This window comes from Caulobacter sp. CCG-8, from assembly GCF_037402475.1.
Taxonomy (GTDB): Bacteria; Pseudomonadota; Alphaproteobacteria; order Caulobacterales; family Caulobacteraceae; genus Caulobacter.
The window spans coordinates 183,798-206,399 of sequence record NZ_JBBEUD010000004.1; the positions used below are offsets into that span (position 1 = coordinate 183,798).

Consider the following 22,602-nt stretch of genomic DNA (forward strand, 5'->3'; position numbering starts at 1 on the left):
CCCCTCTGGGGGAGGTGGCCCGAAGGGCCGGAGGGGGTTCTTCGGCCGCGGCTACTGGATCATCGTCGGGTCTTCGTCGTCGCCCGCGGCGTCGATCTCCAGCAGGGCCACCAGGGTCTCGCGGCGCTCGGCCAGGGTCGGGGCCTCCAGCAGGGCCTGCTTCTCGACCGGCTCGAACGGCAGGGCCATGGCCAGGCTGTTGATCAGGGCGTCCGACGGGGCGGCCTCGGCGCTGGACCAGTCGATGGCCAGGCCGCGATGGTCCAGATAGCGGCGCAGGGCCTCCAGCAGGGGCGAGGGGTCGCCGGCGCTCGCCGCCTGGGGCGAGCCTTCGCGCAGGTCGGCCTCGAAGGCCGCGAAGTCGGCGCGCACCTGGCGATAGGGCGAGCGGGCCGGCAGCTCGTCGCCCACCCGGAACCGGCAGACGCCCGTCAGGGTGACCAGATAGCGGCCGTCGCTGGTCTCGGCGAAGCTGGTCACCCGCCCCGCGCAGCCCACCGGGGCCAGGTTGGGCCGCTCGACGTCGCCGCCAGGACGGGTCTGGACCATGCCGATGATCCGCTCGCCCGACATGGCGTCGTCGAACATGTTGAGGTAGCGCGGCTCGAAGATGTTCAGCGGCAGCTGGCCGCCGGGCAACAGCAGGGCGCCGTCCAGCGGGAACACCGGGATCACCAGCGGCAGGTCGTCCGCCCTTCGATAGGATCCCGGCATGGTACGCTCCCTAACTGAAGAGGATGGAGGAGAGGCGCTTGCGGCCGGCCTTGGCCACCTCGGACGCGTAGCCGGCGGCCTCGAACACGGTCAGCAGCTGCTTGCGGGCCGCCTCGTCGTTCCAGGCACGGTCGCGTTCGATGATGGTCAGAAGATGGTCCGAAGCGGCCTGAAGATGGCCGGCGCCGGCCAGGGCCTTGGCCAGCTCGAAGCGGGCCTCGTGGTCGTCGGCGTCGGCGGCCAGGCGCTTTTCGAACGGCGCGGTCTCGGACGGGGCGTCTTCCGCCAGCGCCAGGGCGGCGCGGACGCTTTCCAGGTCCGGGTCCTTGGCGCCGGCCGGGGCGGTGGCCGCGACTTCCGCCGCGCCTTCCAGGTCGCCGCCGGTCAGGTAGCATTTGGCCAGGCCGCCGATGGCCTTGACGTTGGCCGGGTCCATCTGCAGCACCTGGGCGAAGGCCTGGGCCGCGCCGCCGACGTCGCCCAGCTCGACCGACTCCTTGGCCATGGCCAGCAGGGCGTCGACGTCGCTCTCGGCGGGCGGGCCGGCCAGGCGGTCGACGAACGACTTGACCTGGCTCTCGGGCAGGGCGCCCTGGAAGCCGTCCACCGGCTGACCGTTGACGAAGGCGTAGACGGTCGGGATCGACTGCACGCGCAGCTGGCCCGAATAGCCGGGGTTCTTGTCGACGTCGATCTTGACCAGCTTGACCGCCCCGCCGGCGGCGTTGACCGCCTTTTCCAGGGCCGGGGTCAGCTGGCGGCACGGGCCGCACCACGTGGCCCAGAAGTCGACGATCACCGGCTGGGTTTTCGACGCCTCGATCACGTCCGCCATGAAGCTGGCGTCCGTGCCGTCCTTGATGTGCGCGCTCTTTGGCGCGCCGCCGGCCTGGATGGGAGGAGGGGTGTCGCCGATCAAGGCCATAGGTCTCTCGTAACTTGGGTAGGGGAACGCTCGAGCCGCCAAGATGGTCCTTCGCATGGCGCGGTGCAATCGGCGCCACGTGAAACGGCCTTGAGCGCCGCAAGCTTAAGTGGTGAGGTCCCACCGAACCTCGCGGGGCTGAGATGAAACGACGGGCGGCGATCTTGGGAATGGGACTCACCCTGGCCGCCGGAGCGGCGTTCGCCCAGGAGACGACCCCATCGCCGCTGAACCGCCCGAACTTCTGCAAGGCGCTGAATAGGTTCGCCTCGGCGTCGCCTCATGATCGTTCGGCGCTGTTCTTTTGGCCGCTCCCGAGCGACGACACGATCGTCATGCGCGCGGCGATGGGGGCCAAGCCCATGGATGCGGCCGCGCACGGGCTCTACGCCGCCTACAGCCAGGAGACCCACTACATCCCCCTGGCCGAGCTCAAGACCCGCCTGGACCAGTGCTCGAGCGTCAAACTCGGCCGGGTGCGCCTCGAGGTGTCGGAGGCGGCCTGCGACGGCTACGGGTCGGACCAGCCTTGCCTGAGCATCCGCAGGGCCGCGCCGCGCTGAATCCTAGGCGACCACCGCCATCGCCGCGAAATCGACGATCATCGGCTCGATCCCCAAGGCCGCCAGGAACCGGCGGAAGCCGTCCTGCGAAACGGCCGTTGTGGCGTCGTTGGCCATCGGATGGAAGTTGACCGGATCGGCCCGGGCCAAGGCGGCGTCCAGCACGAAGCGCACGCGATGCCCGGTATCGTTGATCAGGCCGAAGGCGGTGACCGAGCCGGGCGTCACGCCCAGGGTCTCGACCATCAGTTCCGGGCTGCCGAACGACAGCCGGGCCGAGCCGATCACCGTGTGCAGGCGCTTGAGGTCGATCGCCGTCTCGCCCAGGGCCGAGATCAGCCACAGCTGGCCCTTGGCGTCCTTGAGGAACAGGTTCTTGGTGTGGCCGCCGGGCAGGGCCGCCTTGATCTCCAACCCCTCCTCGACGCGGAACACCGGCGGGTGGTCGAGCGTGGAATGGGCGACGCCGTGGGCGTCCAGGAAGGCGAACAGGTCTGCGCGGGTCTTCATACGGGACTTCCTAGCCGAGCCCGAGCCCGCTAGACCAGACTCAAGCTAGGCCCAGGAAGAAGAGACCGGCATGGAACTGGAGTGCTACCCCACCGAGGCCCGTCCGCCCGAGATCGTGCCGGGACGGCCCCAGCGGGCCTGGATGGACCATTTCGCCGACCGCCATCCCTATCGCTGCCTGCCCCTGACCATGGCCAACACCACCGGCTGGGAGATCCTGTGCCCGGTCGGCTTCACGGCCACCTGGGACGGCGGGGCGCACCAGAACTGCATCACCTTCCGCGCCGACCACCCGCATCCGGGCTTCGACGACTTCGTGAAGTCGCACTTCTCGCGCGGGACCATCACCTTCCACACCGGCTACCTGTTCCGCACGCCGCCGGGCTGGTCGATCTGGACCATGGGCCCGCCCAACCACGTCAAGGACGGCGTCCAGCCGCTGGCGGGGCTGGTCGAGACCGACTGGCTGCCCTTCCCCTTCACGATGAACTGGATCTTCACCCGCCCGGGCACGATCCGCTTCGAGAAGGGCGAGCCGTTCTGCTTCTTCATGATGATCCAGGACAAGCCGCTGGAGCAGGTGCAGCCGGTGATCCGGTCGATGAACTCCAACCCCGACCTGCGCGGCCAGTACGACGCCTGGGCCGCCAAGCGCGGCGAGTTCAACGCCCGCATCTTCAAGCGCGAGCCCGAGGCGATGAAGGAGGCGTGGCAGCGCTTCTACTTCAAGGGCGAGTTCCCCGAGGAGATCGAGGCCCCGGCCCCGCAGACCCACGTCAACAAGCGCCGGCTGAAGCCGCCGAAGGTCGGGTGATGAAGACGCGCGAGCACCGCACGCCGCTGTCGATCTGGATCATCGTCGCGATCTGGTCGCTCATCGGGCTGGCGCCGATCGCGCGCCTTGTCAGCAGCGGAGCCGTAGCCGTCGTGAGCTTCACCGTGCTCATGCCGGTCGTCTGGCTGGCGTATCACGCCCTGGCCTTGACCCGGTTGAGCCGATGGCCCGTCGTGCTGGTCGCCGGCATGGCCGGGACGTCGATCCTGGGGCGGTACCTGACGCACTATGACTGGCGCGCCCATTATCCGATGCTGGGCGTCTTCATCATCCTGATCCCCTCGGCCCTCTACCTGGGCTGCACCCTGCCCCATTGGCGCAAGATGAACTGGTCGATCTTCGGTCGGCCGTATCGGCCGGCCGCCGAGATCGAGGAAGTCTTCGCCTAGGTCGACCGCCGTTCCCGGACCTCGCGGAGCGGCCGGCCGGCCGGAACCTCCCCGCCCCGCACCTTGGCCACGCCCAGCCGCTGGGCCAGGTAGATGCCCGAATGGCCGCTGCACAGGTAGGCGGTGAAGCAGGCCACGGCGAGATAGGCGGTCTGGCCGCCGCCGAACAGCTCCACCCCCATGATCGTGCAGGCCAGGGGCGTGTTGGCCGCGCCGGCGAACACCGCCACGAAGCCCAGGGCGGCGAACAGGTCGGTCGGCGCGCCCAGCGCCCACGACAGGGCGTTGCCCAGGGCCGCGCCGATGAAGAACAGCGGCGTCACCTCCCCGCCCTTGAAACCCGAGCTCAAGGTCACGACCGTGAAGACGATCTTCAGCAGCCAGCTCCAGTGGTCGATCCGACCCGCCTCGAAGAAGCCGGCGATGGTCGGGTCGGCCGGGTTGTTGGAGAAGACGCCCAGGCCCAGATAGGCGCGCGTGCCCAGGGCGTAGACCAGGGCGATGACCATCAGGCCCCCGACCACCGGCCGCAGCGGGGCATACGGGATCAGGCGCTTGAACAGCGCGCCCAGCCGGTGCTGGGCCTCGGCGAACAGCAGACCCGTCAGGCCGAAGGCGACGCCGGCCGCCGCGACCTTGGCCAGCAGCAGCGGGTCCAGCTCGGCGACGACCGTGTGGACGGCGTTGGGCGCGTGATGGACGCCCCAGGCCCGGCAGGCCCAGTCGCCGACCAGGGCGGCGAACAGGCAAGGGATCAGCGCCTCGTAGCGGACCTGGCCCAGGGTCAGGACTTCCAGCGCGAAGACCGCGCCGGCCACCGGCGTGCCGAACACCGCGCCGAAGCCGGCCGCGATCCCGGCCATCAGCAGGACACGGACGCCGGCCGCATCGAGCCGGAACAGCCGCCCGAAGGCGGCGGCCAGGCTTCCGCCGATCTGGACCGCCGTGCCCTCGCGTCCCGCCGAACCGCCGAACAGGTGGGTGACCACGGTGGCGACCAGGACGAACGGCGCCATGCGCAGCGGCACGCCGCCGCCGGGCTGGTGGATCTGCTCGACGATCAGGTTGTTGCCGCCCTCGGCCAGCCCGCCCTTCCAGCGATAGGCCAGGCCCACCACGAGCCCCGCCAGCGGCAGGCCGAACAGCAGCCAGGGATGGGCCAGGCGCGTCCGGGTCGCCAGGTCCAGGCTCCACAGGAACAGGGCGCACAGCGAACCGACCGCCGCCGCCATCGGCGCGAGGATCGCGGCCCAGGCCAGCACGGCCTTGAGGTGACGCCAGCGCAGGCCGGCGAAGGCCTTCAGGGCGGCGCGGTCGAAACGGGGAGAAGCAGGCAGTTCAGACACGATTCCTCTTTCTCGCGGCGTACCGCGGTCGGGTAGGAATCATCGGCTCCTTCCTGAGGAGCGGTTCGGCATGACGCCCGGCGGAAATCCATCACCGTGGCCGGCTTCTAGGCGACCACGGTGAGGCCTGTCAAATCCGCTATTTCAGCGCATAGGCGATGACCTGGTCGCCGATCGGGGTCTCCATGAAGTGGTGGCCGCCGGTCATGATGACCACGTACTGCTTGCCGCCGACGTCGTAGGTCATGGGCGTGGCCTGGCCGCCGGCCGGCAGCTTGTCCTGCCAGATGGTCTTGCCGGTCTTCAGGTCGATGGCGCGGATCAGGTTGTCGGTGGCGGCGGCCACGAACACCAGCCCGCCGGCCGTGACCACCGCCCCGCCGTTGTTGGGCGTGCCGATGTCCAGCGGCAGGTGCGAGGGGACGCCGAACGGACCGTTGGTGCGCGCCGAGCCGAACGGGCGGTCCCACAGGGTCTTGCCGGTGCGCAGGTCGATGGCGCGGAGGCCGCCGTACGGCGGTTCCTTGCACAGCAGGCCGGTCAGGGGCAGGCGCCAGCCGGCGTTGACGTCGATGGCGTAGGGCGTGCCGACCTGCGGGTCGCCCGCGCCTTCCGCGCCCTTCTTCATCGAGCCGCCGCGGGCGTCGCCGCGCGGGGTCCAGCCCTTGGCGTCGGCCACGGCGCGCGGCACCAGGCGGTTGTAGTTGGGCATGTCGTTGTAGTTGGCGACGATCACGCCGCGGCTGGAGTCGACGGCCACGCCGCCCCAGTCCGACCCGCCGTTGTAGCCGGGATACTCGACATAGCGGCGGTCGGCGACCGGCGGGGTGAAGAAGCCGTCGTACTTGGCCCGCTTGAACTGGATGCGGCAGATCATCTGGTCGATCGGCGACATGCCCCACATCTGCTTCTCGGTCAGGTCGGCCTTGCGCAGGCTGTGGTACAGCGAGAACGGCTGGGTGGCCGAGCGCTGCTCGGGTTCGAGCCCGCCCTGCGGCACGGCGCGTTCCTCCACGCCCGTCAGCGGCCGGCCGGTGCGGCGGTCCAGCACGAAGATGTCGCCGCGCTTGCTGGGCAGCACCACGGCCGGGACCGGACCGCCGGCGGCGGGGAAGTCGACCAGCGTCCCCTGCGAGCCCAGGTCGTAGTCCCAGACGTCGTTGTGCACGGTCTGGAAGCTCCAGCGCGGCTTGCCGGTGGTCACGTCCAGGGCGACCAGCGAGGTCGAGTACTGCTTCTCCAGCGCCGAGCGGCTGGAGCTCCAGTAGTCGGCGGCGCTGACGCCCAGCGGCAGATAGACCAGGCCCAGGGCCTCGTCGCCGGTGGCGGTGGTCCACATGTTGGGCGTGCCCTTGGTGTAGGTCTGGCCCTCGGGCGGCAGGGTCGTGATGTCGGGACGGGTCATGTCCCAGGCCCAGCGCAGGGCGCCGGTGACCGCGTCATAGCCCTGGATCACGCCCGACGGGGCGTCGCGCCGCTGGCCGTCCAGCACCTGGTGGCCGGTGACGACCACGCCGCGCACGATGGTCGGGGCCGAGGTGATCGACAGCATGCCGGCCGCCGAGGGGCCCATGCCGACATTGGTCGAGACCTGGCCGTTGGTCCCGAAGTCGGCGCACGGCACGCCGGTCCGGGCGTCCACCGCGATCAGCCGGGCGTCCAGCGTGCCCTCGATGATCCGGGTGGAGCAGGCCTTGGCCGGATCGGCGCCGGGCACGGCGTAGTACGACACGCCCCGGCAGGCGGCGGTGTAAGGGATGGCCTCGTCCGGCACCTTGGGGTCGTAGCGCCAGCGGGTCTGGCCGGTGGCCGGGTCGATGGCGATCATGATGTTCTTGGGCGTGCAGACATAGAGCATGTTCCCCACCTTCAGCGGGGTGTTCTCGGCGCCGTACTTCCCTTGCGCCGCCGCGCTGGGCATGTCGCCGGTGCGGATCATCCAGACCCGGGCCAGGTTGCGGACGTTGTCCGGGTTCAGCTGGTTCAGGGGCGAATAGCGCTGGCCGGCGTAGGTGCCGCCATAGGCCGGCCAGTCGGCGCCCACCCGCATCAGGGAGGGATCGTTGTCGGTCATGGCCGCGACGGCGGGCAGCGGCCCGTCGACCTTGGCCTTGTTGGCGCCGGCCACCACCACGCCGCCCACGATCAGGAAGACCGCCAGGCCCGCGAAGCCGATCAGCGATTTCCTGCGACCCTCCGGCCCCGGATCGACGGTCGGCAGGACGGCCAGCACCAGGACCAGCAGCACGGTCGGGGCGATCACGCGCGGGACCAGGGCCCAGCCGTTCAGCCCGACCTCCCACAGCGCCCACAGCACCGTGGCGACGAACACGCCGACATAGATCCAGGCCCCCAGGGCGCGCCTCTGGATCAACAGGACGCCCGACACCAGCAGGCCTAGGCCGGCCAGCACGTAGTAGGGAGAACCGCCCAGCACGGCCAGCCAGGCGCCGCCGATCGCCAGGACCAGGCCGATCAGGGCCAGGACGACGCCCAGGACCACGGCGACCCAGGCGCCCGCGCCCTTTCGAGAAGATGCCAGGGACGCCATCGCCATGCTCCGAAACCGAACTGTCGTGTACTGGACCGAACATGTTCAGCGAGGCTTCGGTTCCCCCGTCGCGAGACCGATCGCGGCGCATCGCGAATAGATCATAGAGGACTCTGCTTGACAGAGCATTTGGACATGATAACTCTGCATCACAGAGCGCTCTGGGCGCGAAGTTCAACGGAGGGTGCGATGGGCATTTCCAAATCCGAGGCGGCGTCGGCCCTGACCGACATCGAGACCGCTGCCGGCCGCAGCCGGCTGATGAAGGGCTATCATCACGCGGCCCCGATCCTGATGGTGTGGGGCGTCGTCTGGGCGGCCGGCTACACCGCCATGGGCCTGCTGGCGCCCGAGCGCTGGGGCGTGCTGTGGCTGGTCCTGGACGTGATCGGCGTGGGCTCGACCATGCTGCTGGCCCGGCGCGGCAAGGGGACGGCGGCGCCCGGCCAGGGCTGGAAGATCGCGGCCGGCGTCCTGGTGATCCTGGTCTTCTTCGCCGGCACCTTCGCCCTGTTCCGCCCCGAGTCGACCGACGCCGCCATCGCCTATCCGGGCCTGGTCACCGGCCTGGTCTATGCCGGGATCGGCATCGCCTTCGCCCCCCGCTACCTGTGGATCGGCGCGGCGCTGTTCGCGGCCAGCCTGGTCGGCTTCTTCTTCTTCCAGCCCTGGCTGACCTTCTGGATGGCCGCGGCCGGCGGCGGGTCGCTGTTCGTCTCGGGCCTGTGGATGCGGGGAGCGTGAGCGTGGCCGAGTTGGACGAGCTTATCCACCAGCCCCTGCGGCTGAAGATCATGGCCGCGCTGCACGCCGAGCGCGACGCCGAGCCGGTGGAGTTCTCGCGCCTCAAGGCCGCCACCCAGGCGACCGACGGCAATCTGGGCAGCCACCTGACCACCCTGGAGAAGGCCGGCTATGTCGAGATCACCAAGGACTTCGTCGGCAAGCGGCCCCGCACCCGCGCGGCCCTGACCCAGACCGGCCGCAAGGCTTTCCGCCGTCACGTCGACTACCTGCGCGCCGTGGTCGAGGGCGTGGACGGCGACTAGGGGCCTCTCCTCCCCCCGCGCAGCGAGGCGTGGGGGGTCTTTTTGCGCGCCGCCCCGTGCAATGGGCGCGCCAAACGGCGTTACGTAGCCCCCCTTAGGGGGCGTCCGTTAGGGGGCGGCCCCGAATTTCGCCTGTCCTCGGCCGGGCGTACCAAGGCGTCATGACCGGCCCGAAGCGGACCGGCCCTTTCGGGGAACCATCATGACCAGCCCAGCCATCGACCTGACCGTCCACCACAAGCCCGCCGGCGTTTCGGACCGCGTCGCCTATGGCTTCGTCAAGCTGCTGCGCTTCTGCGCCGACACCTTCTTCGCCAAGCGCTACGGCCACCGGGCCGTGGTCCTGGAAACCGTAGCGGCGGTGCCCGGCATGGTCGGCGCGACGCTGACCCACCTGAAGTGCCTGCGCCGCATGGAAGGCGACAAGGGTTGGATCAAGACCCTGATGGACGAGGCCGAGAACGAGCGGATGCACCTGATGACCTTCATCGAGGTCGCCAAGCCCACCCTGTTCGAACGCTTCGTCGTCGTGGCCGCCCAGTGGGTGTTCTACCTGTTCTTCTTCGGCCTCTACCTGGTCAGCTCCAAGACCGCCCACCGCGTGGTCGGCTATTTCGAGGAAGAGGCTGTGATCAGCTACACCCACTACCTGGCCGAGATCGACGAGGGGCGCAGCGCCAATGTGCCGGCGCCGCAGATCGCGCTGGACTACTGGAACCTGCCCGCCGGCTCCACCCTGCGGGACGTGGTCGAGGTGGTCCGCGCCGACGAGGCCCACCACCGCGACGTCAACCACGGCTTCGCCAACGAACTCCGCGGCCTGCCGCAGGGCGAGATCGCCCCCTGCCCGCCGCACGTGGTGCTGGAGCCGAACTGGAAAGCGGCGGCCTGACGCCAGCCTCCCAGCTCAGGCCCCGCGCGCGCCCCGAGGAGTCCCCCTCGGGGCGTTGCGCTGTCTCCAAATGTTGTCATCCCGGAAAGCGCGCAGCGCTTATCCGGGACCCAGGTGAACCGCAAAGCCTCAGCCCAGCCCCCTGGGTCCCGGACAGCCTCTGCGAGGCTTCCGGGATGACAACGGTTTTGGTGTTGATTGGGCGAGCGCCCTAGACCGCCTTCACCGCCGAGACGATCGACTTGACCACCTTCCTGACCAGGGCCGGGTCGTCGCCCTCGGCCATGATGCGGATCAGGGGCTCGGTGCCGGACGGGCGGACCACGATGCGGCCCGAGCCGTTCAGCTGGCTCTCGCCGTCGGCGATGGCCTCCTTGACGCTCTTGTGCTCCAGCGGCTTGCCGCCGGCGAAGCGGACGTTCTCCAGCAGCTGCGGCACCGGCTCGAACTGGCGGCCCAGGGCGCTCATCGGCTTGCCGCTCTCGATCAGCACCGCCAGCACCTGCAGGGCCGCGATCAGGCCGTCGCCCGTGGTCGAGAAGTCCGACAGGATCACGTGGCCCGACTGCTCGCCGCCGATGTTGAAGCCGCCCTCGCGCATGCGGGCCATCACATAGCGGTCGCCGACGCTGGTGCGCTCCAGCTTCAGCCCGTTGTCGGCCATCAGGCGCTCGAGGCCGAGGTTGGACATGACGGTGGCCACCACCCCGCCGGCCTTCAGCTTGTCGGCCTTGGCCAGGGCCAGGGCGATGATCGCCATGATCTGGTCGCCGTCGACCACCACGCCCTTCTCGTCGCAGATCACCAGCCGGTCGGCGTCGCCGTCCAGGGCGATGCCGATGTCGGCGCGGTACTCGCGCACCAGCCGGGCCATGGTCTCGGGATGGGTCGAACCGCACTCGGCGTTGATGTTCGTGCCGTTGGGGGCGACGCCGACCGGGAACACCTCGGCGCCCAGCTCGTAGAGGGCCTCGGGCGCGACCTTGTAGGCCGCGCCGTGGGCGCAGTCGATGACGATGCGCAGGCCCGCCAGGCTCAGGTGACGCGGGAAGGTCGCCTTGACGATCTCGATGTAGCGGGCCTGGGCGTCGTCGACGCGCTTGACGCGGCCCAGGTCGCGCGGCGAGGCCAGGCCTTCCTGCAGGCCCTCGTCCATCAGGGCCTCGATCTTCAGCTCCTGCTCGTCCGACAGCTTGTAGCCGTCCGGACCGAACAGCTTGATGCCGTTGTCGGCGAAGTCGTTGTGCGAGGCGCTGATCATCACGCCCAGGTCGGCGCGCATCGAGCGGGTCATCATGGCGACGGCCGGGGTGGGCAGCGGGCCGAACAGCCGCACGTCCATGCCGACGCTGGCGAAGCCGGCCACCAGGGCGGGCTCGATCATGTAGCCCGACAGGCGGGTGTCCTTGCCGATCACCACCAGGTGGCGGCGGTCGTCCTGGGATCGGAACAGCTTGCCCGCCGCCAGGCCGACGCGCAGGGCGACCTCGGCGGTCATCGGGTGCTTGTTGGCCTGACCGCGGATGCCGTCGGTCCCGAAATACGCGCGCTTGCTCATGTTCTCGACTTTGTCTTGATCCGGTCTCGATCGGGCCGCGAAACGATCCGAAATGCAGATTTATGAGGGCCGCCGATAAGCGAATGCTAAAGGCGGCGCTCGAAATATCCCGCGACGGTAGCAATAGTCCTCACCGCTGCGTTCTACAAAGGATCATGGCCCATGTGCGGCATCATCGGCATCGTCGGCAAAGCCCCCGTCACGGAACGCCTGGTCGACAGCCTCAAGCGGCTCGAGTACCGCGGCTATGACTCCGCCGGCGTCGCGGCGGTCGTGAAGGGGAAGGTCGAGCGCCGCCGGGCCCAGGGCAAGATCAAGAACCTGGAAGCGGTGCTGGCCGAGCAGCCGCTGGTCGCCCAGAACGGCATCGGCCACGTCCGCTGGGCCACCCACGGCGCGCCCAATGTCAAGAACGCCCACCCCCACACCGCCGGCCGCGTCACCCTGGTGCACAACGGCATCATCGAGAACTTCGCCGAGCTGAAGGCCGAGCTGGCCGCCACCGGCCGCACGTTCGAGAGCGACACCGACACCGAGGTCATCGCCCAGCTGATCGACGCCGAGCTGGCCACGGGCCTGCCCCCGCTGGAGGCCTTCAAGGCCACGCTGGACCGCCTGACCGGCGCCTACGCCCTGGCCGTGCTGATCGAGGGCGCCGACGACCTGATCCTGGGCGCGCGGCGCGGCAGCCCGCTGGTGGTGGGCGAGGGCCAGGGCGAGATGTTCCTGGGCTCGGACGCCCTGGCCGTGGGCCCGTTCACCAACCGGGTGATCTATCTGGAGGAAGGCGACTACGTGGCCATCGACCACGACAGCGCCCGCATCTTCGACGCCTCGGGCGCGCCGGTGACCCGCCCGGTGAAGGTCGTCCCCGCCTCGGCCGTGATGATGGAGAAGGGCAACTATCGGCACTTCATGGAAAAGGAGATCCACGACCAGCCGGAGGGCTGCCAGCGCACGATCTCGGCCTATGTCGACGCCCTGACGGCCCGCGCGGCCATGCCCGGCGACATCGATTTCAAGGCGCTGGAGCGCATCCAGATCGTCGCCTGCGGCACCTCCTACATCGCCGGGGTGATCGGCAAGTACCTGATCGAGCAGCTGGCCGACCTGCCGGTGGACGTCGAGATCGCCTCGGAATTCCGCTACCGCCAGCCGGCCCTGCGGCCCGGCTCGCTGGTCATCGCCATGTCACAGTCGGGCGAGACCGCCGACACCCTGGCCGCCCTGCGCTACTGCAAGGCCAAGGGCATGAAGAGCGCCGTGGTGGTCAACGCCCAGGAATCGACCATGGCCCGCGAGGTCGACGTGGTCTGGCCGATCCACTGCGGCCCCGAGGTCGGCGTGGCCTCGACCAAGGCCTTCACCGCCCAGGTCAGCGTGATGATCGCCCTGGCGGTCGCCGCCGCCAAGGCGCGCGGGACGATCGACGCGGCCGAGGAGCAGCGGATGGTCCGGCTGATGCTGGAGGCCCCGCGCCTGATCGCCGAGGCCATCGGCCTGGAGGACGCCCTCAAGGAGATCGCCGTCGACATCGCCAAGGCCCGCGACGTGCTGTTCCTGGGCCGCGGTCCGATGTCGGCCCTGGCCCTGGAAGGCGCGCTGAAGCTGAAGGAGATCAGCTACATCCACGCCGAGGGCTACGCCGCCGGCGAGCTGAAGCACGGCCCGATCGCACTGGTCGACGACAAGACCCCGATCATCATCCTGGCCCCCTTCGACAGCTATTTCGAGAAGTCGGCCTCGAACATGAGCGAGGTCATGGCGCGCGGCGGCCAGGTGGTGTTCATCACCGACCCCGAGGGCGCCAAGCACGCCCCGGCCGGCGCCCGCGTCGTCGTCACCGCCCCGGCCAGCGACCCGCTGGTCTCGACCCTGGTGATGTCGGCCCCGATCCAGCTGCTGGCCTACCACGTGGCCGTGGTGAAGGGGGCGGATGTGGATCAGCCGCGGAACCTGGCGAAGTCGGTGACGGTGGAGTAGGGTTCTTCCAGTCATCCTGAGGCGGGCCAGGACTGGCTTGCGCTTGATGGTGACGATCTGCCTTTGGGGGATGGCCACATGAGCTTGCGGGCAGGGCGCGTCGTGGGGGCGTGGGTTATCCTGCCCTTGGTTCTGGCGTCGTTCTTGAGTTTCCAACCGGCCTATTCCGGCGATCGTCCCGGCGTGTCTGAGATAACGCTAGCCTTGCGGCGCATAGAGGCTCAGGAGCCCGGTCGGTCCCGGTCCGACAGTCTGGTCCAGTTGGCGATGAGCTTGCACTCGACGGGAAACGCCGGCGTCACCCAGGACGATATCGAGTCGTTGGCCCGCATGATGCGCGACGATGACGATTCCCTGCGGTTTTGGGCCGCCGCCATGCTGGGCAATATCGGCGCTCCCGCGCAGAGCGCCACGCCGGCGCTCAAGGCGGCCCTGGCTGACAGGCCATGCGAGAACAAGACCCTGACCTCGGCTGTCGCCATCCGTCTCGCGCTTGAAAAACTTGGCGAGCAGACGAGCCGGATGGCGTGCCCATCGCCGGGTGATGTACCCGCCGGCGCACGGCCGTGATGACTTTGGATCTCAACCGGTTCTATCCGGCCGCAAGCTTCGACTTGCGCACCGAATAGCCGAAATAGACGACGCACGCCGCCGCCGCCCAGGCCGCGAACAGCAGCCAGGTGTCCAGCGGCAGGCCGACGATCAAGTAGGCGCAGAAGGCGACGCTGGCGACCGGCACGAGCGGATAGAACGGCACGCGATAGCCGCGCGGCAGGTTCGGCTGGGTGCGGCGCAGGATGATCACCCCCAGCGAGACGATGGCGAAGGCGATCAGGGTGCCCATGCTGGTCAGGTTCACCAGGGTGTCCAGCGGCACGAACGCGGCCAGCAGGGCGATGAAGGCCGCGACGATCCAGGTGTTGAGGTCGGGGCTCTGGGTCTTGCGGTTCACCCGCTGGAACACGGATGGCAGCAGGCCGTCGCGGCTCATGGCGTAGAGGATACGGGTCTGGCCGTACATGACCACCAGGGTGATCGAGAAGATCGAGACGATGGCCCCCACGCAGAGGATCAGCGAGGTCCAGGCCTGGCCGGTCAGGTTGCGCAGGATCACCGCCAATCCGGCTTCCTGCCCCGCGAACGCGGTCCAGGGCTGGGCCCCGACGGCGGCCAGGGCCACCAGGATGTAAACGCCGGTGACGATCAGCAGCGACAGGATGATGCCCAGCGGCAGGGTGCGGCGCGGGTCCTTGACCTCGTCGCCGGCGGTCGAGACCGCGTCGATGCCGATATAGGAGAAGAAGATCGACGAGGCCGCCGCCCCGATCCCGGCCACGCCCATCGGGGCGAACGGCGTCAGGTTGCCGGCGTGGAAGCCGCTGAAGGCGATGACCACGAAGAACAGCAGCACCAGCAGCTTCAGCACCACCAGGATCGCGTTGACGGTCACCGACTCCTTCACGCCGCGCAGCAGCAGGACCAGGCAGGCGCCGACCAGGACCACGGCCGGCAGGTTGAACACCCCGCCCGCGCCGGGCGCCTTGGCGATGGCGTCGGGCATGCGCCAGCCGATCAGGTCGGAGAACATCTCGTTCAGGTACTGCCCCCAGCCCACGGCGATGGCCGAGGCCGAGACGGCGTACTCCAGCAGCAGGCACGCCCCGACCAGGAAGGCGGTGAACTCGCCCAGGGTGGCGTAGGCGTAGCTGTAGGACGAGCCCGACACTGGGATGGTCGAGGCCAGCTCGGCGTAGCACAGGGCCGTCAGGGCCGCGGTGATCCCGGCGATCACGAACGAGACGATCACGGCGGGACCGGCGGCCGGCACGGCCGTGGTCAGGGCCACGAAGATGCCGGTGCCGATCGTGGCCCCCACGCCCAGCATGGTCAGCTGGAACAGGCCGATCGAGCGGTCCAGGCTCTCCTCGGGCAGGTGCTCGCCGCCTTCGGCGATGACCCGGCCCACGGGCTTGCGGCGAAGAAGGTCGGCCGCGCGAAACTGGCCCATGGAGTCCCTCGAAGTCTTTGGGGGGTCTGGAAAACGGCGGCAAACTAGCCTCGCCGGGCCCGCGACATCAACTTGCCTTCGCGGGATTCGCCGCCGAAGCTGGGCCGAAGGCGGAGGAAGCCATGTCCATCACCATGACGCCGATCGGCGTGGTCCACGGCGGTCGCGACGTTCCCGAGGACGACGACTGGGGCCAGAGCCGGGCGCGCATCGACCTGGACCCGGCCCGCTTCGACGCCGAGGCCCTGGCCGGGCTGGACGCCTTCAGCCATGTCGAGGTGGTCTATGTGTTCGACCGCGTGACCGACGACCAGATCGTCACCGGCGCCCGCCATCCGCGCGGCAACACCGCCTGGCCCAAGGTCGGCATCTTCGCCCAGCGCGGCAAGAACCGGCCCAATCGCATCGGGGTGACGGTCTGCGACATCGTTTCGGTGGACGGCCTGTCGCTGGAGGTGCGGGGCCTGGACGCCATCGACGGCACGCCGGTCCTGGACCTCAAGCCGGTGATGGCCGGCTTCGCCCCGCGCGGCGAGCACCGCGAGCCCGATTGGGCACGGGAGATCATGAAGGACTACTGGTAGGCCAGCTTCATTCGTACACGAGGTTTTGGGCGAAGAACGGCAGCATGTCGGTATAGACCCGCCCCGTCGGGCCCCAGGTGCGATCGCCCCAGCCGCCCACATACTCCTCGGCCTCGTGCGGCACGCCGAACTCGACCAGGGCCCGCGAGAAAGCCTGGTTGGAAACCACGTGGTCGGGATTGGGGTCGTTGCGGCCCCAGTCGAACTTGAAGCCGCGCAGGGTCTTCAGGTTGTCGGCGTAGCGCGACAGGTTCTGGCCCAGCAGGAAGCTGTTTTGAAGCTTGGCGGTCAGGGCCATGTCGACCGCGATGCGCCCGTCCGGACCCTTGCGCGCCGGCAGGTCGGCATAGAGCGGCGGCTTGTCGGGATTGGGCAGGTGGGCCTGGTAGATCGCCACGAACAGCTGCGAGAAGCCGTCGGCCTTCAGATCGTCCAGCGACTTGGCGTTCTGGATCAGGTCCCAGTTGGGCCGCGAGGACATGGTCTGCAGGCCCAGGCCCGTGCCCACCGGGTGGAGGGCGTAAACCGAACCGAACACGTCGGCGTGGCGCATGCCGAAGGCGATCGCGCCGTAGCCGCCCATGCGGTCGCCGGCCAGGCCGCGCGAGTCCCGGGTCGCCAGGGTCCTGAACTGCTTGTCCGTCCACGGAACAAGGTCACGGACCATGAAGTCGTCCCAGCGGCCGGTCACCGGCGAGCTGGTGTAGATCGAGCTGCCCAGCGAGGTGCTGAAGTCGGCGGCGACCACGATCACCGGCGGGATCGCCCTGGCGGCGATCGCCTTGTCGAGCAGGGCGGCGAAGCCGTCGCGGTCGAAGGCCGCGCGCTCGTCCTCGAACAGGTTGTGCAGGTAGTAGACGACCGGATAGCGCCGGCCCGAGGCGTCGTAGCCGTCGGGCAGATAGACCCGCACCCGCCGCTGCGGACTGACGCCGATCTTGTTGCCGTCGAAGGCCTTGGACGCGACGACGAAGTCGCGCACCTGGCTCTGGGCCAGGGCCGGCGGTGCCGCCAGCAGGGTCATGAAGGCCGCCAGCAGCAGGCCGAGCCGGATCATCGGGACTCTCCGTGTCACACCCAGGGAGAACGCCACTCAACTGAAGGTCATCAGCGCCTCGCAATCAGGCGCATTTGCGGCGCCGCTAGCGCCGCTCGCCCTCGAACATGTAGTCGCGGGTGATCGGCAGGGCGCCGACCTTCTTGGCCACCTGGATCTGGAAGACCATGTGGCCGCCGTAGCGGAAGCCCAGCTCGGCCCCGCACAGGTAGAATTCCCACATCCGCCGGAACCGCTCGTCGAACATGGCGGGGATGTCCGGATCGGCCAGGAAGCGCATCCGCCAGTGCTTGCAGGTCTCGGCATAGTGCAGGCGCAGGATCTCGATGTCGGTGATCCACAGGCCCGCCGCCTCGACGGCTTTGACGATCTCCGACAGGCCCGGGATGTAGCCGCCGGGGAAGATGTACTTGGCCGTGAAGGCGTTGGTCGCGCCGGGACCGGACATGCGGCCGATGGCGTGGATCACCGCGCTGCCGTCGTCGGCCAGCAGGCGTTTCACGGTCTCGAAATAGGTCAGGAAGTTGGGCGCGCCGACGTGCTCCAGCATGCCCACCGAGACGATGCGGTCGAAGGTCTCATTGAGGTCGCGATAGTCGGTCAGGCGGAACTCGACCTGGTCCGACAGCCCCGCCTTCTCGGCCCGCTCCTTGGCCAGGGCCAGCTGCTCGGTCGACAGGGTGACGCCGGTCATCCGGGCCCCGTGGTCGGCCGCCAGGGTCAGGGACATGCCGCCCCAGCCCGAGCCGATGTCCAGCACCTTCATGCCGGGGGTGATGTTCAGCTTGGCGCCGATATGGGCCTTCTTGGCGGCCTGGGCCTCCTCCAGCGTCATGTCGGGCCGCGCGAAATAGGCGCAGCTGTACTGCATGTCGGTGTCGAGGAAGCGCTTATAGAGCTCGTTGCCCACGTCGTAGTGGTGGGCGACGTTGCGGCGCGAGGCGATGCGGTCGTTGACCGACTGCACGGTGCGCTTGATCGCCTTGCGGGCCCGGGTGACCGGCGTGCCGCGCTTGGGCGTGCGCCCGCCGCTCCTGCCGACGATCTCCAAGAGGTCCCACAGGGTCCCCTGCTCGATCTTCAGGTCGCCTTCCATATAGGCCTCGCCCAAGCCCAGGCTGGGATTGGCGACCAGACGGCGCAGGCCGCGGGCGTTGACCCGCATCGTCACGGGCGGGCCCGAGCCGTCGCCGGCCTTGGTGGTCGAACCGTTCGGAAGGTGGATGGTCAGGTCGCCGACCTTGACCATCTTTTTCAGCAGAGCTTCGATCATGGCCGCGAAGCTAAACCCAGCTTCGCGGCCGAGAACAGGCCGAAATTTTCATCCGCCCACCCTTGAAAATCGAGCCCCGAGGACCACGGAGGCGACCCCGGTCAGCGCTCGCTGTCCAGGTGCGCCATCTGGGCTTCGGCGTAGCGCGTGCCCGCCGCGGCGTCGCGGGGCACCGCCCGCTCGATGGCGGCCAGCTCGTCGGCCGACAGGGTCACATCCAGCGCGCCCAGCGACTCGGCGAGACGCGCGCGGGTGCGGGCCCCGACCAGCGGCACGATGTCGTCGCCTTGCGCCGCCACCCAAGCGATGGCGATCTGGGCGACGCTGACGCCCTTGGCCGCCGCGATGGCGCGCAGGGCCTCCACCAGGGCCAGGTTCTTGTCGACATTGTCGCCCTGGAAGCGCGGGGAATAGGCGCGGAAGTCGCCCTGGGCCTTGCCCTGGCCCTTGTCCCAGTGGCCGCTGATCAGGCCGCGCGACAGCACGCCGTAGGCGGTCATGCCGATGCCTAGCTCGCGCAGGACCGGCAGGATCTTGTCCTCCACGCCTCGGGTGATCAGGGCGTACTCGATCTGCAGGTCGACGATGGGGTGGACGGCGTGGGCCTTGCGGATGGTCTCGACGCCCACCTCCGACAGGCCGATGTGACGCACGAAGCCCGCCTGGACCATCTCGGCGATGGCCCCGACCGTGTCCTCGATCGGCACGTTCGGGTCCAGGCGCGCGGGGCGGTAGATGTCGATGTGGTCGACGCCCAGGCGCTGCAGCGTATAGGCCAACGAGGTCTTCACCGCCGCCGGGCGGCCGTCGAAACCGATCCAGCCGGCCCCGGGGTCGCGCTGGGCGCCGAACTTGACGCTGAGGATCGCCTTGTCGCGCTTGCCGCCCTTCAGCGCCTCGCCGATCAGCATCTCGTTGTGGCCCATGCCGTAGAAGTCGCCGGTGTCGATCAGGGTGATCCCGGCCTCCAGGGCGGCGTCCAGGGTGGCCAGGCTCTCGGCGCGGTCGGACGGGCCGTACATGCCCGACATGCCCATGGCCCCCAGGCCCAGGGTCGAGACGACGGGACCGGTCTTGCCGAGTTGACGCGTTTGCATGGGGAAGTCTCCGAAGGGGGCGTGTTCGATGGCGGGGACTATGCGCCGCCGCCTCGCGTGCGATAATCCGTTCATCACCGCACGAGCCGTTCGGAAAATCGTACAATGGCCAAGCCCGACCTCGCCGATCTCGACGCCTTCACCGCCGTGGCCCGGGCCCGCGGCTTCCGGGGCGCGGCCGCCCAGCGCGGGGTCTCGGCCTCGTCGCTGTCGGAGGCCCTGCGGCGGCTGGAGGCGGACCTGGGCGTGCGCCTCCTGAACCGCACCACCCGCAGCGTCACCCCCACCGAGGCGGGCGAGCGGCTGCTGGCCCGGCTGACCCCCGCCCTGGCCGACGTCTCCCTGGCCCTGGACGAGGTCAACGCCTTCCGCGACAGCCCGACCGGCGTGCTGAAGCTGAACGTGCCGGGCGCGGTGTCGCGGATCGTCTTCCCCGACCTGATCCCGCGCTTCCTGGCGGCCCATCCCGGGGTGCGGCTGGAGATCACCGCCGAGGACGCCTTCGTCGACGTGCTGGCGGCCGGCTACGACGCCGGCGTCCGCTACGACGAGCGGCTGGAGAAGGACATGATCGCCGTGCCCCTGGCCGGGCCGCAGCGGTTCGTCGTGGTCGGCTCGCCGGCCTATTTCGCCGCGCGCGGCCGGCCGAGCCATCCGCGCGAGGTGCTCAACCACCCCTGCATCCGCCACCGCTTCCCCAGCGGAGCCAGCTACGCCTGGGAGTTCGAGAAGGACGGCGAGGTCATCCGCGTCCAGCCCGAGGGCCCGCTGGTCACCAACAGCGGCGAGCTGGAACTGGCCGCCTGCGAGGCGGGCGTGGGCCTGCTGGCCACCTTCGAGGGCTTCGTCGCCCACGCCATCGCCGCCGGACGGCTGGAGACCGTGCTCGACGACTGGCTGCCGCCGTTCAGCGGGCCCTATCTCTACTATCCCAGCCGCCGCCACATGCCCGCGCCGCTGCGGGCGTTCGTGGACTTCGTGAAGGCCGAGCGGAAATAGGGCGTGCAGAACCCGTCCACGCCGGGTGAAATCTTCCCCGAACGTGCCGCGCTAAGCGTCGCATTAGAAAGCCTGTCCTTGCTTATGCGCCTTCCCGGGCGTAACGGGTCCGCTCCCGCCGCCGACGGCGGGATCAAGTTTGAAATTGGAGGCTGCGATGGGTTACCGGGTCGCCGTGGTCGGCGCCACGGGCAATGTGGGCCGTGAGATGTTCAACATCCTCGAGGAAGTGAAATTCCCCGTGGACAAGATGCATGCGATCGCGAGCCGCAAATCCATCGGCGTGGAAGTCTCGTTCGGCAGCCAGATCATCCGCTGCGAGGACCTGGAGACCTTCGACTTCTCGACCGTCGACATCGTGCTGATGAGCGCGGGCGGGGCGATCTCGAAGGCCTGGGGCGAGAAGATCGGCGCGGCCGGCGCCATCGTCATCGACAATTCCAGCCACTTCCGGATGGATCCGGACGTGCCGCTGGTGGTGCCGGAAGTGAACCCGGACGCCGTCAACAGCCTGCCCAAGAACATCATCGCCAACCCCAACTGCTCGACCGCGCAGCTGGTGGTGGTGCTGGCTCCCCTGCACGCCGAAGCCAAGATCAAGCGGGTGGTCGTCTCGACCTACCAGTCGGTCTCGGGCGCGGGCAAGGAAGGCATGGACGAGCTGTGGGAGCAGACCAAGGGCGTCTACGTCCTCGGCGCGCCGCCGCCCAAGAAGTTCACCAAGCAGATCGCCTTCAACGTCATCCCCCACATCGACGTCTTCATGGAAGACGGCTTCACCAAGGAAGAGTGGAAGATGATGATGGAGACCAAGAAGATCCTGGATCCGTCGATCAAGCTGACCGCCACCGCCGTGCGCGTGCCGGTCATGGTGGGCCACGCCGAGTCGGTGAACATCGAGTTCGAGACCCCGCTGGACGAGGACGACGTCCGCGAGATCCTGCGCGACGCCGACGGCGTCCAGGTGGTCGATAAGCGCGAGGACGGCGGCTACATGACGCCCAAGGAAGCGGCCGGCGAGTTCCCGGTCTATGTCTCGCGCATCCGCACCGACCCGACGGTCGAGAACGGCATCGCGCTCTGGTGCGTGGCCGACAACCTCCGCAAGGGGGCGGCCCTGAACGCCGTGCAGATCGCCCAGCTGCTGCACGAAAAGGGCCTGATCAAGCAGAAACTCCCGGCCTAAGCCGCCGTCCGCAACAAGCGGGTGGACGATTTCAGGGGCTCCCGGGACATCAGGTCCCGGGAGCCCTTTTCATTTGCGATCTACGATTCGAGGGGACACGAAGCGATGTCGGCGGACCTGACCAAGAGCCCAGCCACGAACCAGGACGAGGCCCGGACGGCGTTGATCGCCGGGGTGGGCTGCTACCTCCTGTGGGGCTTCCTTCCGCTCTATTTCCACCTGCTGTCGAACCTGGGCGTGGGCCCGTGGGAGATGGTAGCGCACCGCACGCTGTGGGCCGCGCCCTGGGCCTTCCTCGCCGTGCTGCTGGCCCGCCAGGGCGGCCAGGTGGCGGCCGTGCTGCGCCAGCCCCGCACCCTGGGGATCCTGGCCCTGAGCACGGCGGCGATCTTCATCAACTGGTCGATCTACGTGTTCGCGGTCACCGCCGGCCACGTGATCGAGGCCAGCCTGGGCTATTACATCAACCCGCTGATGAACATGGCGGCCGGCGCCGTGCTGTTCCGCGAGCGGATCAGCCGCGAGGGGGCGATCGCCATCGGCCTGGCGGTGATCGGGGTGGCGATCCAGACGGCGGCCCTGGGCCACCTGCCGATCATTTCGCTGGGCGTGGCCCTGAGCTTCTGCGTCTACGGCATCCTGCGCAAGCAGGTGAAGGCCGACGCCCAGACCGGCCTGTTCATCGAGTGCGCCTATCTGGCGATCCCGGGTCTGATCTATGTCCTGCACCTGCAGGCGACGGGCGCCGGCCACTTCGCCACGGGCGCGGGCGTCACCACCCTGCTGGCCCTGGCCGGTCCGGCCACCGTCGTGCCCCTGGCCCTGTTCGCCTGGTCGGCCCGCCGCATGCCGCTCAGCGCCATGGGCTTCCTGCAGTTCATCGCCCCGACCCTCCAGTTCCTGATCGGCGTGGCGCTGGGCGAGGCCTTCACCCCGCTGCGGGCCCTGTCGTTCGGCTTCATCTGGGCGGGCGTGGCGGTGTTCGCCTACGGGGCGTGGAAGCGGACGCGAGCGGTGGCGGCCTGAATCGGCGGGCCGGGGATGACGGGGCCGGGAAGTCGGCTAGGCTGACGGGCTCCAGGA

At 69.2% G+C, this 22,602-nt stretch carries 22 protein-coding genes and 1 riboswitch; of the genes, 12 read left to right on the top strand and 10 right to left on the bottom strand.

Annotated elements, in window-relative coordinates; translation table 11 throughout:
• Positions 1-51: 51 nt before the first annotated feature.
• On the bottom strand, positions 52-714 hold the full coding sequence (locus tag WAE60_RS05185) for an LON peptidase substrate-binding domain-containing protein (RefSeq protein ID WP_029909255.1): 663 nt from the start codon (positions 712-714) through the stop codon (positions 52-54).
• Between the two features lie 10 nt (positions 715-724).
• Positions 725-1,639 (bottom strand): co-chaperone YbbN, encoded by a 915-nt coding sequence (locus WAE60_RS05190; RefSeq protein WP_337685301.1) that lies wholly within the window; start codon positions 1,637-1,639, stop codon positions 725-727.
• A 170-nt stretch (positions 1,640-1,809) separates the two neighbouring features.
• Between WAE60_RS05190 and WAE60_RS05195 the strand changes: the two genes are divergently transcribed.
• Positions 1,810-2,202, top strand: coding sequence for a hypothetical protein (locus WAE60_RS05195; protein WP_029909258.1), 393 nt, complete (start codon positions 1,810-1,812; stop codon positions 2,200-2,202).
• 3 nt (positions 2,203-2,205) lie between these two features.
• Here the strand turns inward: WAE60_RS05195 and WAE60_RS05200 are convergent, their stop codons facing one another.
• Positions 2,206-2,712, bottom strand: a complete 507-nt coding sequence (locus WAE60_RS05200) for a prolyl-tRNA synthetase associated domain-containing protein (RefSeq protein WP_029909260.1) — start codon at positions 2,710-2,712, stop codon at positions 2,206-2,208.
• 70 nt (positions 2,713-2,782) lie between these two features.
• Here WAE60_RS05200 and WAE60_RS05205 point away from each other — a divergent pair, with 70 nt between their 5' ends.
• Together WAE60_RS05205 and WAE60_RS05210 are read left to right on the top strand one after the other, a co-directional pair.
• A complete protein-coding gene (locus tag WAE60_RS05205; protein ID WP_029909262.1) occupies positions 2,783-3,526 on the top strand; it encodes a DUF6065 family protein in 744 nt (247 codons plus the stop codon).
• Positions 3,526-3,936: a hypothetical protein gene (locus WAE60_RS05210; RefSeq protein ID WP_337685302.1), complete on the top strand. Its 411-nt coding sequence runs from the start codon at positions 3,526-3,528 to the stop codon at positions 3,934-3,936. The genes WAE60_RS05205 and WAE60_RS05210 overlap by 1 nt, the downstream gene beginning before the upstream one ends.
• Here the strand turns inward: WAE60_RS05210 and WAE60_RS05215 are convergent.
• Positions 3,933-5,282 carry a voltage-gated chloride channel family protein gene (locus tag WAE60_RS05215; RefSeq protein ID WP_337685303.1) on the bottom strand — a complete coding sequence of 450 codons (1,350 nt, stop codon included), beginning with the start codon at positions 5,280-5,282 and terminating at the stop codon, positions 3,933-3,935. The two genes, WAE60_RS05210 and WAE60_RS05215, sit on opposite strands and share 4 nt — an antisense overlap.
• 26 nt (positions 5,283-5,308) lie before the next feature.
• A riboswitch (Fluoride riboswitch) is annotated at positions 5,309-5,387 on the bottom strand.
• 34 nt (positions 5,388-5,421) lie between these two features.
• Entirely contained in the window at positions 5,422-7,833 is a 2,412-nt protein-coding gene (locus WAE60_RS05220) for a membrane-bound PQQ-dependent dehydrogenase, glucose/quinate/shikimate family (RefSeq protein WP_337685304.1), read from the bottom strand.
• Positions 7,834-8,022: 189 nt separating this feature from the next.
• Between WAE60_RS05220 and WAE60_RS05225 the strand changes: the two genes are divergently transcribed.
• From WAE60_RS05225 to WAE60_RS05235, 3 genes are all read left to right on the top strand, one after another.
• Positions 8,023-8,577: a hypothetical protein gene (locus WAE60_RS05225; protein ID WP_029909267.1), complete on the top strand. Its 555-nt coding sequence runs from the start codon at positions 8,023-8,025 to the stop codon at positions 8,575-8,577.
• A gap of 2 nt (positions 8,578-8,579) precedes the next feature.
• The gene (locus WAE60_RS05230) at positions 8,580-8,882 is read left to right on the top strand and encodes a transcriptional regulator (protein ID WP_029909268.1); all 303 of its coding nucleotides are present in this window, start codon (positions 8,580-8,582) and stop codon (positions 8,880-8,882) included.
• 202 nt (positions 8,883-9,084) lie between these two features.
• Positions 9,085-9,774, top strand: coding sequence for an alternative oxidase (locus WAE60_RS05235; protein WP_337685305.1), 690 nt, complete (start codon positions 9,085-9,087; stop codon positions 9,772-9,774).
• A gap of 211 nt (positions 9,775-9,985) precedes the next feature.
• On the opposite strand, the gene glmM is transcribed toward WAE60_RS05235, so the two are convergent.
• Positions 9,986-11,332 (bottom strand): phosphoglucosamine mutase, encoded by a 1,347-nt coding sequence (glmM, locus tag WAE60_RS05240; RefSeq protein ID WP_029909277.1) that lies wholly within the window; start codon positions 11,330-11,332, stop codon positions 9,986-9,988.
• Between the two features lie 162 nt (positions 11,333-11,494).
• Here glmM and glmS point away from each other — a divergent pair, with 162 nt between their 5' ends.
• Both glmS and WAE60_RS05250 read left to right on the top strand, forming a co-directional pair.
• The gene (glmS, locus tag WAE60_RS05245) at positions 11,495-13,315 is read left to right on the top strand and encodes a glutamine--fructose-6-phosphate transaminase (isomerizing) (protein ID WP_337685306.1); all 1,821 of its coding nucleotides are present in this window, start codon (positions 11,495-11,497) and stop codon (positions 13,313-13,315) included.
• Between the two features lie 78 nt (positions 13,316-13,393).
• Positions 13,394-13,885 carry a hypothetical protein gene (locus tag WAE60_RS05250; RefSeq protein ID WP_337685307.1) on the top strand — a complete coding sequence of 164 codons (492 nt, stop codon included), beginning with the start codon at positions 13,394-13,396 and terminating at the stop codon, positions 13,883-13,885.
• 22 nt (positions 13,886-13,907) lie between these two features.
• Here the strand turns inward: WAE60_RS05250 and WAE60_RS05255 are convergent, their stop codons facing one another.
• Positions 13,908-15,323, bottom strand: coding sequence for an amino acid permease (locus WAE60_RS05255; RefSeq protein ID WP_337685308.1), 1,416 nt, complete (start codon positions 15,321-15,323; stop codon positions 13,908-13,910).
• Positions 15,324-15,445: 122 nt separating this feature from the next.
• On the opposite strand from WAE60_RS05255, the gene WAE60_RS05260 reads away from it, so the two are divergent.
• Positions 15,446-15,907, top strand: a complete 462-nt coding sequence (locus WAE60_RS05260) for an SAM-dependent methyltransferase (protein ID WP_337685309.1) — start codon at positions 15,446-15,448, stop codon at positions 15,905-15,907.
• A 7-nt stretch (positions 15,908-15,914) separates the two neighbouring features.
• Here WAE60_RS05260 and WAE60_RS05265 read toward each other — a convergent pair whose 3' ends face one another.
• The 3 genes from WAE60_RS05265 to WAE60_RS05275 all read right to left on the bottom strand — a co-directional run bounded on the left by WAE60_RS05265 (position 15,915) and on the right by WAE60_RS05275 (position 19,334).
• A complete protein-coding gene (locus tag WAE60_RS05265) occupies positions 15,915-16,964 on the bottom strand; it encodes an alpha/beta hydrolase-fold protein (protein ID WP_029909284.1) in 1,050 nt (349 codons plus the stop codon).
• 85 nt (positions 16,965-17,049) lie between these two features.
• Positions 17,050-18,237 carry a cyclopropane-fatty-acyl-phospholipid synthase family protein gene (locus tag WAE60_RS05270; protein WP_337685310.1) on the bottom strand — a complete coding sequence of 396 codons (1,188 nt, stop codon included), beginning with the start codon at positions 18,235-18,237 and terminating at the stop codon, positions 17,050-17,052.
• Positions 18,238-18,338: 101 nt separating this feature from the next.
• Positions 18,339-19,334 carry an aldo/keto reductase gene (locus WAE60_RS05275; RefSeq protein ID WP_337685311.1) on the bottom strand — a complete coding sequence of 332 codons (996 nt, stop codon included), beginning with the start codon at positions 19,332-19,334 and terminating at the stop codon, positions 18,339-18,341.
• Positions 19,335-19,439: 105 nt separating this feature from the next.
• Here WAE60_RS05275 and WAE60_RS05280 point away from each other — a divergent pair, with 105 nt between their 5' ends.
• The 3 genes from WAE60_RS05280 (at position 19,440) to rarD (ending at position 22,545) form a co-directional block, all read left to right on the top strand.
• Entirely contained in the window at positions 19,440-20,333 is an 894-nt protein-coding gene (locus WAE60_RS05280) for a LysR family transcriptional regulator (protein WP_029909290.1), read from the top strand.
• 157 nt (positions 20,334-20,490) lie between these two features.
• The gene (locus WAE60_RS05285) at positions 20,491-21,519 is read left to right on the top strand and encodes an aspartate-semialdehyde dehydrogenase (RefSeq protein ID WP_029909292.1); all 1,029 of its coding nucleotides are present in this window, start codon (positions 20,491-20,493) and stop codon (positions 21,517-21,519) included.
• Between the two features lie 105 nt (positions 21,520-21,624).
• On the top strand, positions 21,625-22,545 hold the full coding sequence (rarD, locus tag WAE60_RS05290) for an EamA family transporter RarD (protein WP_029909294.1): 921 nt from the start codon (positions 21,625-21,627) through the stop codon (positions 22,543-22,545).
• Positions 22,546-22,602 lie beyond the last annotated feature (57 nt).